13 protein-coding genes are annotated in these 13,591 nt (G+C 71.6%); 2 read left to right on the top strand and 11 right to left on the bottom strand.

Annotated elements, in window-relative coordinates; all coding sequences use genetic code 11:
• Nucleotides 1-28: 28 nt before the first annotated feature.
• The 8 genes from IOE58_RS05130 to IOE58_RS05095 form a co-directional block, all read right to left on the bottom strand.
• Complete coding sequence (locus IOE58_RS05130; protein ID WP_193865327.1) at nucleotides 29-457, bottom strand: TA system VapC family ribonuclease toxin; 429 nt, start codon at nucleotides 455-457, stop codon at nucleotides 29-31.
• A complete protein-coding gene (locus IOE58_RS05125; RefSeq protein WP_193865326.1) occupies nucleotides 454-675 on the bottom strand; it encodes a CopG family transcriptional regulator in 222 nt (73 codons plus the stop codon). The genes IOE58_RS05130 and IOE58_RS05125 overlap by 4 nt, the downstream gene beginning before the upstream one ends.
• A gap of 97 nt (nucleotides 676-772) precedes the next feature.
• Nucleotides 773-2,701, bottom strand: coding sequence for a CopD family protein (locus IOE58_RS05120; RefSeq protein WP_348981875.1), 1,929 nt, complete (start codon nucleotides 2,699-2,701; stop codon nucleotides 773-775).
• Nucleotides 2,698-3,117 carry a Fluc/FEX family fluoride channel gene (locus IOE58_RS05115; RefSeq protein WP_193865324.1) on the bottom strand — a complete coding sequence of 140 codons (420 nt, stop codon included), beginning with the start codon at nucleotides 3,115-3,117 and terminating at the stop codon, nucleotides 2,698-2,700. Before IOE58_RS05115 ends, IOE58_RS05120 begins: the two co-directional genes overlap by 4 nt.
• Nucleotides 3,114-3,665, bottom strand: a complete 552-nt coding sequence (locus tag IOE58_RS05110) for a fluoride efflux transporter FluC (protein ID WP_259890727.1) — start codon at nucleotides 3,663-3,665, stop codon at nucleotides 3,114-3,116. Before IOE58_RS05110 ends, IOE58_RS05115 begins: the two co-directional genes overlap by 4 nt.
• 87 nt (nucleotides 3,666-3,752) lie before the next feature.
• On the bottom strand, nucleotides 3,753-5,306 hold the full coding sequence (locus IOE58_RS05105; protein WP_193865323.1) for a dihydrolipoamide acetyltransferase family protein: 1,554 nt from the start codon (nucleotides 5,304-5,306) through the stop codon (nucleotides 3,753-3,755).
• Nucleotides 5,307-5,336: 30 nt separating this feature from the next.
• Nucleotides 5,337-6,326 carry an alpha-ketoacid dehydrogenase subunit beta gene (locus tag IOE58_RS05100; RefSeq protein WP_193865322.1) on the bottom strand — a complete coding sequence of 330 codons (990 nt, stop codon included), beginning with the start codon at nucleotides 6,324-6,326 and terminating at the stop codon, nucleotides 5,337-5,339.
• Entirely contained in the window at nucleotides 6,323-7,576 is a 1,254-nt protein-coding gene (locus tag IOE58_RS05095; protein ID WP_259890728.1) for a thiamine pyrophosphate-dependent dehydrogenase E1 component subunit alpha, read from the bottom strand. The genes IOE58_RS05100 and IOE58_RS05095 overlap by 4 nt, the downstream gene beginning before the upstream one ends.
• Nucleotides 7,577-7,898: 322 nt before the next feature.
• Here IOE58_RS05095 and IOE58_RS05090 point away from each other — a divergent pair, with 322 nt between their 5' ends.
• Together IOE58_RS05090 and IOE58_RS05085 are read left to right on the top strand one after the other, a co-directional pair.
• Complete coding sequence (locus IOE58_RS05090; protein ID WP_193865321.1) at nucleotides 7,899-8,876, top strand: CPBP family intramembrane glutamic endopeptidase; 978 nt, start codon at nucleotides 7,899-7,901, stop codon at nucleotides 8,874-8,876.
• Nucleotides 8,877-8,923: 47 nt separating this feature from the next.
• Nucleotides 8,924-9,526, top strand: coding sequence for a hypothetical protein (locus IOE58_RS05085; RefSeq protein ID WP_193865320.1), 603 nt, complete (start codon nucleotides 8,924-8,926; stop codon nucleotides 9,524-9,526).
• A 36-nt stretch (nucleotides 9,527-9,562) separates the two neighbouring features.
• Here IOE58_RS05085 and IOE58_RS05080 read toward each other — a convergent pair whose 3' ends face one another.
• The 3 genes from IOE58_RS05080 to IOE58_RS05070 all read right to left on the bottom strand — a co-directional run bounded on the left by IOE58_RS05080 (nucleotide 9,563) and on the right by IOE58_RS05070 (nucleotide 13,565).
• Nucleotides 9,563-10,852, bottom strand: a complete 1,290-nt coding sequence (locus tag IOE58_RS05080; RefSeq protein ID WP_193865319.1) for a Gfo/Idh/MocA family protein — start codon at nucleotides 10,850-10,852, stop codon at nucleotides 9,563-9,565.
• 165 nt (nucleotides 10,853-11,017) lie between these two features.
• Entirely contained in the window at nucleotides 11,018-12,340 is a 1,323-nt protein-coding gene (locus IOE58_RS05075) for an MFS transporter (RefSeq protein WP_193865318.1), read from the bottom strand.
• Between the two features lie 118 nt (nucleotides 12,341-12,458).
• Nucleotides 12,459-13,565, bottom strand: coding sequence for a histidinol-phosphate transaminase (locus IOE58_RS05070; RefSeq protein WP_193865317.1), 1,107 nt, complete (start codon nucleotides 13,563-13,565; stop codon nucleotides 12,459-12,461).
• Between the last annotated feature and the right edge of the window lie 26 nt (nucleotides 13,566-13,591).

Genomic DNA, 13,591 nt, shown 5'->3' with positions numbered 1-13,591 from the left:
CGGATCGATGGGCACCTGCCCATGTCATTCACCGTGCACAGGGGTTGAGCCACGTGACGTCCGTGAATCGGGCGAAATCGGAGTCTGCGCTGACAACCGGCACCCCGTATTGGATGGCCAGAGCCGCGAGCTGGGCATCGGGAACCAGGTTGCCGGTCACATCGTGCTTCTCCATCAGGCCACGCAGGATCGACCAGCTCGCCGGGGTGACATCGGGCATCCACGCCGCGGGGGCCCCGAGCCAGTCGTCCACGAAGACCGCTGCGGTGGGTGCCGACAAGGGCGTGCCCATGATCCGGGGGTGCGTGGCGATGCGCAGGAACGCCGACAGGCTCTGCCATGGAAGTCCGATCCTCACCTCACCGTTGAGGTGCTCCTCGAGGAAGGACCTGGCGGAGGGGTGGTCCCGAGCTGACTCGTCCACCGCATAGAGCAGGATGTTGGCGTCGACGATCATTCGTGATCGAGAGTGTCCAGGACCTCGCCGATGTTGCTGACATCAATGCGAGCTCCGAGCGATTCGGTGCGCTGGACGAACCGCTGCCGCGCGCTGCCGCGTTGCATCCCCCGTCGCGCAAGGGTGACCACAGCTTCACTGGTGCCCAGCCCGTGCTCACGGCGCAGCCTGGCGACCTCGGCCTCGACATCCGGCGTGAGATTGACGGTGGTTCTCATGCATTCAGCGTAGCATCAGTGATGCACGCATCATGCATCACTGATGCGCACTGCGGGGATCCCCGCGGGATCCCCGCACCAGCGCCGGATCGAACTGTCAGCTCCCGGTTGTGGTGCGCACTCCTGGTTTCAGGACGAGCTGCGAACCGGCCGCCTGGCGGCGACCCCTCCGGAGCACAACCGGAACGACCGCCGCGCAGAGCACGGCCAGCCCGGCGATGAGGAATCCGACCCCGTGCTGATCGGCCAGGGCGTCCGGCCACCACTGCCGACCCGTCGCGCCGAACCAGCTGGCCGCCAGCAGGATGTCCGTGGTGGACAGGGCGATGCCCGCCACCACGAGCAGAAGGAGCGGCCCGCCCGCCACCAGCGCGGCACGGGCCACCGTGGAGCGTCGACGCTTGCCAGCAACCTCGGCGGCAGGAGCTTCCTCAAGCGCAGTGCGCACCAGCAGCACCGCAAGCGCACCACCGACCAGGGCGAGCACCTGCAGCCCCAGATGGGCGACGTGGCTCTCGAGCGCGACGCGCAGCCCGGGCCCGGCGTACACCGCGATCAGCAGCGCCACCGGGGCGGCGGCCACCAGGGCGGCGAGCCAAGTGCGTCCCCGCCCCAGCACGCGCACAGCCGCCGGCACGGTGAGCGCACTGCCGATCAGGGCGCCCGCCGCCACCAGCAGCACGTGCTGCAGCACGTGGGCGGAGACGAGCACCTTGGCGTACACGTTCAGTGCACCGGAGGTGACCAGCACCAGCAGCGCAGCCCCTGCCACCAGGCGGATGCTCGCTGCCCGCTCGCGGGACGGCGCGGCGGGGCGCCACCACCACAGCAGCAGGGCGCAGGCCAGGGCCATGCCGAAGGGGTCGGGCCGCCACTGGGTGAGCACCGTGGTGAGCTCCGGGGCTGGAGGCAGCGGGTAGCCGGAGAGCACGGCGGCCGGGCCCGGAGGCGGAGGGACGGCCTCGGCCGGCGGCGGGGAGGAGCTCATGGCCGCGGCCAGGGACACGGCCAGCCCCAGCAGGGCCAGCTCCATCAGGGCGAGCCTGCGGTACACCGCCACCGGCGGCGGGCCCTGCCCTTCGGCAGCGGTGCGAGCGAGGCCGGTGGCGATCTGGCGGCGCTGCAGCGCGCCCATCGCCCCCAGGGCCAGCAGCAGCACGGCCTTGGCGGCACCGAGCTGCACATAGGGGTGGGTGAGCAGCTCGGCCGGGGAGTTCATGCGCACCGCGAGCGCCCACACGCCGCTGAGGGCGAGGGCGATCCAGGCGATCAGGGCCAGGTGGGAGTAGCCGCGCACCACGGCAGCATCGTCCCGGGAGGTGGCCGGCAGCAGCTGCAGCACGGCCAGGCCGCCCAGCCAGATGCCCACGGCCAGCAGGTGCACCATCATGGTGGAGGTGGCGACCTCGTGGGTGTCCCCGCCGGAGGCGTGCCCGGTCATGGCGGCGCAGAACGCCACGGCGGCGATCATCACGGTGACCACGCGGGCCAGGCCCCGGGAGGACCCGGTGACGGCCACAGCGGTGGCTGCGGCGCTGACCAGCAGGGCTGTCAGCAGCCACACCCCTAGGTCCGTGGCCAGGTACACGCTGAGGTCGGAGCCGAATCGGTCCGATCCGACCGGCTGTCCAGTGGCGATCGCGTAGGAGAACAGCAGGGCGACGCCGCGCGCCACCGTGGTCACGCCCGCGGTCACCGCCACCACCAGCATGGCGCGGGAGCGGTCGGCCTCCTCGCGCAGCAGCCATCCGGCCAGCAGCGCCCCGCCCAGGGACATCGCGCCGGCGAGGTCGGCGATCAGGGCGGCGACAGGCGCCCCGGTGCGGGCGATCAGTCCTGCATCGCGCAGCACGGGGTTGCCGGCCCCGGCGGCGTCGGCCGCGAGCACCGAGATCGCGGCGAGCACCAGCAGGACGGCGCCTCCGATGAGGGCCGGGATCAGCGGGGAGCGGTCGGGACGGGAGTCGGCGTCAGGGCGGCGGGCTGCAGCGTCGCGGGCGCCGCGCCGGGAGGGGGGTGCGGTCACGAGCCGATCACCAGGCCCAGCCATAGGGCGGCCATGCCGGTGCCGATGGTGAACAGCACGTAGCCGAGCCCGAGCACCGGCGCCCCGCGCCGCACCAGGTTCACCACGTCCAGCGCCGCGGTGGCCACCGTGGACAGGGCCCCGCAGTACCCCACGCCCAGCAGCAGGTACAGCAGCTCGAGGGTCCCTCCCACCGATCCCAGCCGCATCACCAGGATCCCCAGCAGCAGGCAGGCCAGGAGGTTCGCCAGGAACGTCGCCCACGGCATCATCTCCAGGCCGGTGGGCAGGTGCCCGTGGCCGGACCGCTCGCGGGCGGCGGCACGCCGCTCCATGAGCACGATCAGGCCCCAGCGGCTGGCCGCTCCCCCGGCGCCGCCCAGGGCGACCACGAGCATGCTCAGCAGGAAGGTCATGCGCTCACCTGCTCCGGACCACGGCGTGCCAGGAAGCGCGCGATAAGCATGCCCACCACCAGCGCGCCGATGCTGAGCACCAGCGAGAGGGTGGCGTAGACGATGGCGAGGATCGCGAAGTCCGCACCCATCATGGCCGCCCCGTCCAGCACTGCCGTGGACATGGTGGTGAAGCCCCCGCACAGGCCGGTGCCCAGCAGCGGCTGCATCCAGGGCCTGCCCGGCCGCACCTCGAGCACTCCGACCAGTGCCCCCAGCCCCAGGCATCCCAGCACGTTGGCCAGCAGGGTCGCCCAGGGCAGCTCCACCAGGGTGGGCGTGGCCAGGCTCGGTACGGCCGCGCTCAGCAGGAACCGCAGCAGTGCACCGAGCGCCCCGCCGGCCGCGACCAGGAGGACGACCTGCCGGGAGGGAAGGGGCGTCCGCGGAGGACCGGAGCTGAGGGTCTCGGCCTCGGTGCTGTCCTCCAGTCGCAGCGCGTCCATCTCGACGGTGTGCATGCGCGCGTCATCGCGGCGGGCCGTCGGGCGTGGGGAGGGGGAGGTCACCGCCTCAGAGTACCGAGGCGCACCGGATCGCGGTCACCGCCGGCCTCGGGTGCGGGCCCGCTGTGACGGAGGAGTCGAACGCAGCGGTCATCCCCACACGAGTCCGAGCGCCGGGTCCTCCAGCACGGCGGAGATGTCGCGCAGCAGTTCGGCACCGAGGGCCCCGTCGATCAGGCGGTGGTCGAAGCTCAGGGCGAGCTGTGCGATCTGCCGGGGCACCACCTGGCCGTCCACCACCCATGGCTTCTCCTTGATGGCGCCGATCCCCAGGATCACCGACTCGCCGGGGTTCAGGATCGGGGTGCCCGAGTCGATGTTGAACACGCCGAAGTTGGTGATGGTGATGGTGCCCTCGCGGGTTGCCGACAGCGGAGTGCGACCGGCCCGTGCGGTCTTGGCGAGCTCGTCGATCTCCTCGGCCAGCTCCCGCAGGGTCATCAGGTGGGCGTCCTTGATGTTCGGGACGATCAGACCCCGCGGCGTGGCCGCGGCGATGCCGAGGTTCACGAAGTGCTTGTAGACGATCTCGCCGGCGTCCTCGTCCCAGGACGCGTTGACCTCCGGGTTGCGGCGAATCGCCACCAGCAGCGCCTTGGCCACCACCACCAGGGGGCTCACCTTCACCCCGGACCACTCGCGCGAACCGCGCAGCTGCTGCACGATGCGCGTGGCAGCAGTCATGTCGACCTCATTGAACACAGTCACGTGCGGGGCGGTGAAGGCGGAGGCCACCATCGCCTCGGCGGTGCGCTTGCGCACCGAGCGGATCGGGACCCGGGTGGTGCGCTCGTCGCTGGTGACGCCGGCGAAGGGCTGGTGGCGACTGGACTTCATTGCGGCGTCCAGGCCCTCGGGGGCCTGCGGCGACTCCTCGGGGAAGTACTGGCCGTCGTGCACGGTGACGGTGTCGCCGCTCATGGCGCGCTGCTGGGCGGCCAGCACGTCCTCACGGGTGACGGTGCCATCGGGCCCGGTGGCCAGCACGTCGGCGAGCGCGATGCCGAGGTCGCGGGCGAGCTTGCGCACGGGCGGCTTGGCGAGGATCCGGTCGATGGGGACCTGAGTGTCCTCCTCCTGGGCGGTGCGGCGACGCCGGCGGCGCTGGGGGGCCGACGGTGCGCCGTAGCCCACCAGGTTCTTGGGCTGGTCCTCCCCCGCGTCCTCCGCGGCCCCGTCGGCCCCGGCGTCCTGCGCTGAACCGGCATCCTGCGCGGAACCGACGCTCTGCCCGGGGTCGGCGTCCCGCTGCGAGTCAGGATCTTGGCCACGGTCCTGCTCCGCGGCCTGGGCGGTCTCCTGCGGGGTGGCCTCCACCGCGTCTCCGGCAGCAGGGCTCTGCTCGGGGGCGGGGCCGCCGCTGGTGTCGATCTCCAACAGCGGGGCGCCGACGGGCACCTCCTGGCCGATGGACACCAGCACCTTGGTGACCGTACCGGCGACGTGGCTGGGCAGCTCGACGGCGCTCTTGGCGGTCTCCACCTCGATCACGGCGTCGTTGATGGCGATCGTGTCGCCCACGGAGACCTTGATGTCGACGATCTCGGCCTCGGTGAGGCCCTCACCGGGGTCGGTGAGATTGATGCGGACGATCCGGCTGTCGGGCGCGGAGCCGGATGCCTGGGGGTCGGTGGGGTCAGCCATGGGGTGGTCCTTCCACGGGGGTGGGAACAGTCAGTGTGCGAGGACGCGATCCACGGCGTCCAGCACCCGGTCCAGATCGGGCAGGTAGGCGTGCTCCATGCGGGCCGGCGGGTAAGGGGTGTGGTAGCCGCCCACTCGCAGCACGGGCGCCTCCAGGTGGGAGAAGCACTCCTCGGCCACGCGGGCGGCGATCTCACCGCCCAGACCTCCGAGCACGGGGGCCTCGTGCACGATCACCAGGCGGCCGGTGCGCTTGACCGACTCGTAGACCGTGGGCAGGTCCAGGGGTGCCAGCGAGCGGGCGTCGATCACCTCGAGGTCGACGCCCTCAGCCGCCGCGGCCTCGGCGCTCTCCAGGGCCAGCGGGAGGCTGGGGCCCCAGGCCAGCAGGGTGGCGTCGGTGCCGGGGCGGGCCACGGCTGCCTCCCAGGGGGACAGCTCGGGCCGGTGGTCGGGATCCACGTCGCCCTTGACCCAGTAGCGGCGCTTGGGCTCCAGCATGATCACCGGGTCGTCGCTCTCGATGGCCTGGCGGGTCATCCAGTAGGCGTCCTGGCTGGTGGCGGGGGCCAGGATGCGCAGTCCGGCGGTGTGGGCGAACAGTGCCTCGGGGCTCTCGGAGTGGTGCTCCACCGCGCCGATGCCGCCGCCGTGGGGGATGCGGATCACGATCGGCAGGCTCACCCGGCCCTGGGTGCGGTAGTGCATCTTGGCGACCTGGGTGGTGATCTGGTTGAAGGCCGGGAACACGAAGCCGTCGAACTGGATCTCCACCACGGGCCGATACCCCCGGTAGGCCAGGCCCACGGCGGTGCCCACGATCCCGGCCTCGGCCAGCGGGGTGTCCACCACCCGCTGGGAGCCGAACTCGGCGTGCAGACCATCGGTGACGCGGAAGACGCCGCCGAGCACGCCCACGTCCTCCCCCATGATCAGCACGCGGTCATCGGCGCGCATGGCGTCGCGCAGTCCCGCGGTGATCGCCTTGGCGATGGGAAGAGTGCTGCTGGTGGTGCTCATCGGCCGCTCCCCCCGCCCGTCGCGCCGGATCCTTCGGTGCTGTCTGCGTCGTCCTCGAACTGGGCGACGTACTGCAGGTACTGCTCGCGGTCGCGCTCCACCACGGGATGGGGCTCCGCGTAGACGTGGTCGAACATGGCTACCGGGTCCGGATCGGGCATGTCGTGGATGAAGTGGTGCAGGCGCATGGCGAGGTCGTGGGCCTCCTCCTCGCAGGCCTTCACGTAGGTCTCGTCGATCTCGTCGAGCTGGGCGAGGTGGCGGCGCAGGCGCAGGATCGGGTCCTTGTCGGCCCACTGCTGCTCCTCCTCGCTGCTGCGGTAGCGGGAGGCGTCGTCGCTGGTGGTGTGGGCGGCCATGCGGTAGGTGATGGCCTCGATGAAGCGGGGCCCTTCCCCGGCGCGGGCCGCGTCCATGGCCGAGCGCACGGCGGCGAGTACGGCCAGCACGTCGTTGCCGTCCACCCGGATCGAGGGGATGCCCCAGCCGCGGGAGCGCTGGGCCAGTGGCACCCGGGTCTGCACGGAGGTGGGCACGGAGATCGCCCACTGGTTGTTCTGGGTGTAGAACACCACCGGTGCCTGGAAGGAGGCGGCGAAGGTGAAGGACTCGGAGACCTCGCCCTCGCTGGAGGCGCCGTCGCCGAACAGGGCCAGCACCGCGGTGTCGCTGTCGAGGTCGCCGGTTCCCACCAGGCCGTCGCGCTGCAGGCCCATGGCGTAGCCCACGGCATGGGGGGCCTGGGAGCCCAGCACGATCATGTACGGGTGGGTGCGCAGCTCGTACGGGTCCCAGCCGCAGTGGGAGATCCCGCGGTACATCTCCAGCAGGCGCATCGGCTCGATGCCGCGCGCCCAGGCGACCCCGTGCTCGCGGTAGGTGGGGACGAGGTAGTCCTGGGTGCGGGCCGCGTGCCCGGCGCCGATCTGCGCGGCCTCCTGCCCGAGCGCACTGGCCCACAGGCCCAGTTGGCCCTGCCGCTGCAGCGAGGTGGCCTCGAGGTCTGCCGCGCGGATCATCACCATGTCGCGGTAGTAGCCGCGCAGGCGTTCCGGGGAGGCCAGGTCCGGTCCGGGGTCGGCGGTTGCTGACGCATCGCCCTCAGCGGCACCTGCGGGGGATGCGGTGCTGTGCCCCGCCAGGACGGCGTCCAACTCCTCGTGGGGGGTCCGGGTGCCGTCGGGAGCCAGGAGCTGGGTCATCGGCTCCTGGTCGGCGACAGGCGGGATGGTGGTCGAGAACGCGCTCACCGCTCGATCGTAACCTACGGTTCCGTAGGGTGAGAGGGAGGAGCCTCGCCGACCGACTCCGGCGCGCCGTGGGGACCACTGCTGCTCACGATCGCGGCAGCTGGACGCGACTGCCACGCGCGCATCCCAGCTGCAAGGGTCACCACGGCGAGGAGGATGCAGGGCAGGGCGACGTACACCAGCATGAGCGGACTCTCCGGCAGCCGCGCATCCCACCGTGCGAGGACCATCCACTACACAAGGAGCAGTCGATCCAGGCCGCAGGCCCGCGCATGTCAACCATCAGTTGACTTCCTGGTGGCTGTCGCATCACACTCCTGTCATGAGCCCCCATCCCGCACACCGACCCGCCGAGATGCTGCCCCCGCCTCATTCGGTCCCCTGGAAACCGGTGCTGATCTTCGCCGCGATCGCCTACGCGCTGCTCGCCCTGAGCGCTGCCCCGTTCTGGTTCCTGCCCGGCGGTATCACCCACCCCCTGTACTCATGGGTGCTGTCCGCAGGCATGTTCGCCCCTGCGATCGCCACCGTGATCGTGGTGAAGCTGGTGACCAGGGGCTCCTGGCGGGATGAGGTGGGGCTGCGCTTCCGCGGTCGCTGGAAGCGCCTGGCGCTGTGGATCCCGCTGGCCGTGCTGGTGATGCTGGCGATCAACGCCGCCTCCGCCGTGATCATGGTGCTGCGCGGCGTGCCGGGTGATCTCACCGGCAGCACCTGGGCACACGCGACGACCATTGCGATGGCCGACGCCGGCGCCGAGATGCCCGTGCCGGTCGCCGTGACCGTCGTGCTGGCTGTCACCGCCGTGAACCTGCTCGTCTCCGTGATCCCCGCCCTGGGAGAGGAGATCGGCTGGCGCGGCTGGCTGTGGCGGCAGCTGAAGCCCCTGGGCTTCACCGGGGCGATCGTGGTGGGTGCTCTCATCTGGTCGCTGTGGCACCTGCCGATCACGCTGATCGGACACAACTACCCCGGAGCGCCCCGTCCTCTGGCGATCGGCATGTTCATCATCGCGTGTGTGGCACTGCACTTCCTTTTCGGGGCGATCACCGAGCGCGCGGGCGGCAACCCCCTGCCCGCGGCCTTCGCACACTCCACGCTCAACAGCACCGTGGGGCTGGCGGTGTCCATCGTGGCGACCCAGGGAACGCTCGAGCAGATGAACTGGTTCATCGACACCCCGCTGGGGGTGATCGGGATCGCCCTGACGGTGTTCGCCGCCTACCTGATCATGCCGCGAGGGGCTCGGGGCACCTTCGGGCCGCAGCAGCACGGCCCGCAGACCCCCGATGTGCTGTAGCTCGACGTCGCGCAGCCACGGGACCCGGGGCGCGAGACAATGCCGCCATGGACGACCGTTCCCGACTGCGCGATGAGATCAGCGTGGCCTCGGCCCTGTGCCTGGGGCCGCTGGCCGACGCACCGGGCGCACAGGTCCAGCAGTCCCTCGCGGCGGCCGCCCATCTGGCCGATACCGCCGAGCGCACCCTGCACCTGTTCGTCGCCGAGGCCCGCGCCACCGGGATGACCTGGGCCGCCATCGGTGAGCAGCTGGGGATCACTCGGCAGGCCGCGCAGAAGCGGTTCGGGCGCCAGGTGCCCCTCAAGGTCACGCGCCCGCAGCCGGATCCCTCCGCCTCCCAGGTGGCCGCTGCCGTCGGGCTGCTGGATGCAGCCGCGGAGCGCCGCTACGAGGAGCTGGAGCAGCGCGCCTCCGCCCATATCCGCCGCATGGCGGGATCCGGCGGCGTGGCGCGCGCCTTCGACGCCGTCCCGGCGGTGTACGGGGAGCTCACCCGCGCCGGCCCCCCGCAGGCCAGGCTGATCGGGCGTGTCCTGCATGTCTCCCGGATCGAGGAACGCACCGGACGTGCAACCCGAGCGGAGATCACCGTGGCCGAGGACGGCACGCTGCTGGGACTGGCGTACACCGAGTCGGACGCCGAGTGAGAGGAAGCACGCTCCCGGTCACGGCCCGGCAGCTCCTCACTGCACAGCGGAGCCCTTCCGTGCATCCTGCGCCGCGAACAGGGCCTCGAGGTCCAGCGGCTCCTGGTCGACGTCGAGGTCCTGCACCGGCAGGGGGCAGTCGCCCAGGTCGGTGATGGGCAGGCGCTCGCCGTCCCGGTTCATCGACTGGTGGGCGATCACCCCGGGCAGGGTGTAGCGGGCGGCCTGCCAGGCGTTGACCATGGGCTGCATGCCGTCGGCCACGGCGCGGGCGAAATCGTCCACCAGGAAGTGGTGGGCCCCCTCGTGGCCGTTGGGCTTGCCCTGGAGCTCCTTGGGCAGGCGCGCCTGGTGGTGGGCGGGGGCGGCACCGGCCACGAAGGCGTCGCGCAGGGCCGGGGAGACGTCGGCCAGGCGCGGATCGTCCAGGCTCATGGTGGCGCCGGTGGCGATCAGGTCGGTCACCTCCAGCACCCGCTGCTTGTCGTGCCAGTAGGTGACCTCCACGGTCTCCTCGAAGGAGGACTCCTCGCCGAAGAACCGGAAGCGGGACTCGCGCTTGTGGGAGGGGTAGCCAACGCGGCGCAGCTCATTGGTGCGGAACGCGCCGCCGTTGTCCATCTCGAACAGGGCGAAGGCGTTGGAGACGTCGTTGCCGAACATCGAGACGCTCTTGTCGAACACCCCGTCGCCGCGGGTGTCGGGGCGGCCGATCGCGGAGACGGAGACCGCGTGGTTCGGGATCACGCCCAGGATGCCGCCGATCGAGTGCGTGGGGTACAGCAGCGGCGGGTAGGAGGCGGTGGACTTCCACTGCTCGCCGCCGGAGTACTTGTAGGCGTCGTAGAACCCCAGGTCCATGTCGTGGACGTAGTCGCCCTCGGCGTAGAACACCTCACCGAACACGCCCTGCCGGTACAGGCGGCGGGCCAGCACCACTGCGGCGTTGTACTGGCTGGTCTCGCCCATCATGTACACCAGGCCGCTGCGCTGCACCTCCTCGGTGATCTGACGGATCTCCTCCTCCTCGATGGCCATCGGCACGGAGGAGTACACGTGCTTGCCGGCGCGCAGGGCGGCCAGGGCGTGCTGGCCGTGGGTCCAGCGCTGGGTGAAGATCGCCACGGCGTCCACGTCGGAGTCCAGCAGCTGCTCGAGGGTGTCGAAGCGCCCGGCGAACGGCACACCGCGTGCTTCGACGGCGTCGATCCGCTCGGGGATCGAGTCCACCGCGTAGAGGGCGTCGATCTCGGGGTGAGCGGCGAACAGCTCCGCGAAGTGGGAGCCGAACTGGCCGATGCCGACGATGCCGAGAGTGAACGTCATGGAAGGCTCCTGAGCTGGAAGGACGACGAAGTGGAGGCGGGGCTGCGGGGCTGGGTCGCGGCCACGCGGCACCGGGCGGGTGGTTGCGGACCAGCCTAGTGATCGTTCCCGGGCCGACACGCCGCGAGCGTCCCCCGGGATGGCCTGCTGCATCCGGACCGGGGGTCAGATCCTCCGCCATCGGCCGTTGCGGAACACCTCGCGCCACGGCGGGACCACCTGCCCGCGGGCAGCCATGCGGCGGCGCAGGTTGCGGCGGCTCACCAGCATCCCGGTGATCCCGGCGAGGATCAGCGGGATCTGCACCGCGAAGGCGATGCGGAAGGCCTCCAGGTCGTAGGCACCGTCGGGACGCAGGGCGTCCAGCACCAGGCCGATCACCAGGATCGCCACCAGGCCGCCGACGAAACCGCCCATGATCACCACACCGGTCGCGGTGCCCAGGCGGTGCCGGGCCAGGTCCGTGCGCGGGAAGTCGAAGCCCACGTTGGAACCGGGACCGCCGATCGCCAGGCCTGCCACCAGCACGATCAGCAGCCACATAGGGGCGGGTCCCGGCCAGAGCACCAGGGCGATCAGCGGCACCAGGATGGTGGCGATGATCAGCAGCACCAGGGTGGAGCGGCGCAGCGGGTGGCGCTGGGTGAGCGCGCCGATCACGGGCCCGGAGACGATGCCCGCGATCACCAGCACCGTCATCACCCCGGATGCCACCGGCAGCGGCAGCCGCTCCCCCGCCGTGAGGTACGGGAACCCCCACATCATGGAGAACACGATCCCGGGGAACCCGGAGGTGAGATGGGTGAAGAATCCGAGCTGGGTGGCGGGGTGACGGAGGATGCGTCCCAGCACCAGGGGGATGCGCCGAAGGTCCTGCTTCACGGTGGGACGGCGCATCCCGGGTGGGGTGGCTCGCACCAGGAGCAGTGCCAGCAGCGCTCCGCAGGCCGCCACCCCGGCAGAGGCGGTGAAGGCCGGGGTCCACCCGTGCAGGGACAGGATCATCACGAAGGGCACGGCGGAGGCGATCTGCCCCACCTGGCCCAGGATCCCGGTGAGCTGGGTGAGGATCGGGACCCGGGCGGCGGGGAACCAGGCCGGCACCAGGCGGATGGCACTGGAGAACGTGAGGGCGTCCCCCGCACCCACCACCACTCGCGCCAGGATCGCCACGGTGACGGTGTCGGCGTGGGCCAGCAGCAGCTGACCGGCGGCCATCAGCACGGCGCCGGCGGTGAGCGTGACCCGGGAGCCGTACCGGTCCAGCAGCAGGCCGGCCGGGACCTGCGCCAGCGCGTACACCAGCAGCTGCACCACCACGAAGGTGGAGACGATGGGGGCGGAGGCGCCGAAGCGCTCGGTGGCGTCAAGTCCGGCCACACCCATGGTGGTGCGCTGCAGCACTGCCGAGGCGTAGGCGAGCACGGCCGCGATCCACACCACGTAGGCCCGCGGGCCTCCCAGACGTGGCGCGCTGACGCTGCTCATCCGCTCTGCTCCTTCCTCGATCCGGCCCGGTCCTGCCGGTCCGCCGCCAGGAGGGTACGCCCAAGGGCCGCTCGGGGCGTACCGGCCCCCGTGGGTTGCCGTGGACCGTCGGCGCCTCTCAGGCCTGCGCGTCGCGCTCGCGCCACTGGCCGCAGATGTCGATCAGCAGGTCGTTGGCCTCCTGCTCGGCGATGGTGGCACGCACGCCGTCCACCCCATAGGCCCGTAGCACCAGGCCGCGCTGCTCGGCGAAGGCGGCGAACTGCGCGCTGCGCTCGGCCAGCGGGAAGTACAGGAAGTTGCCCTGGCTCACCGGCAGCTCCCAGCCCTGCGCCCGCAGTGCATCGGCCACGCGCGCGCGTTCCTCACGGATCCATGCGGCCCGCTGCTCGAGCTCGGCCATCACGGCCGGCTCGCAGCTGGCCAGGGCCGCGGCCTGGGCCAGGGATCCCGCTCCGAAGGGCACGGTGACCTGGCCAAGTGCACGGGCCAGCCGGGGGTGGGCCACGGCGTAGCCGATCCGCAGGCCCGCCAGGCCCTGCATCTTGGAGAAGGTGCGCAGCAGCACCACGTTGGGATGGTCGCGGAAGATCGTGGCGGTCTCGGCCACGGAGTCGGGGTCGTGGAACTCCCGGTAGGCCTCGTCCAGGGCCACCACCACGTGCTCCGGCACCCGGCTCAGGAAGACGCGGATCTGCTCGGTGGTCAGCGAGGGCCCGGTGGGGTTGTTGGGTGTGCACAGCAGCACCAGGCGGGTGCGGTCGGTGATGGCGGCGGCCATGGTCTCGAGGTCGTGCTCGAAGGTGGCGGTCAGGGGAACCGGGACGCTGACCCCACCGTGGGAGCCCACCAGGATCGGGTAGGCCTCGAAGGAGCGCCAGGCGAAGACCACCTCGTCGCCGGGGTCGACGACGGCGCGCACCAGATCGCCGCAGACGGCCACCGAGCCCGTGGACACGGCGATCTGCGTGGGGTCCACGCCGTGCAGGGCACCGAGCGCCTCCCGCAGGGCCACCGCACCCATGTCGGGGTAGCGGTTCGCGCTGTCCATCGCGGTGATCACGGCCTCCCGCACCGCCGCGGGCGGAGGGAACGGCGATTCGTTCGAGGAGACCTTGAACCGAGGGCCTGCCCCGTTGGCGGCGGGCTTGCCGGCCACGTAGGCGGGCAGCGCCTCCAGCGCGGAGCGCAGTCGGATCGACTCGGAGCGCGGTGTAGCGGTCATGGCCTCAGGTTATGCCCGGTCGCGAT

Source organism: Brachybacterium epidermidis, assembly GCF_015209585.1.
Classification (GTDB): domain Bacteria; phylum Actinomycetota; class Actinomycetes; order Actinomycetales; family Dermabacteraceae; genus Brachybacterium; species Brachybacterium epidermidis.
The sequence above is the reverse complement of the archived record's forward strand: the minus strand, read 5'-3'. Positions and strand labels throughout refer to the sequence as shown.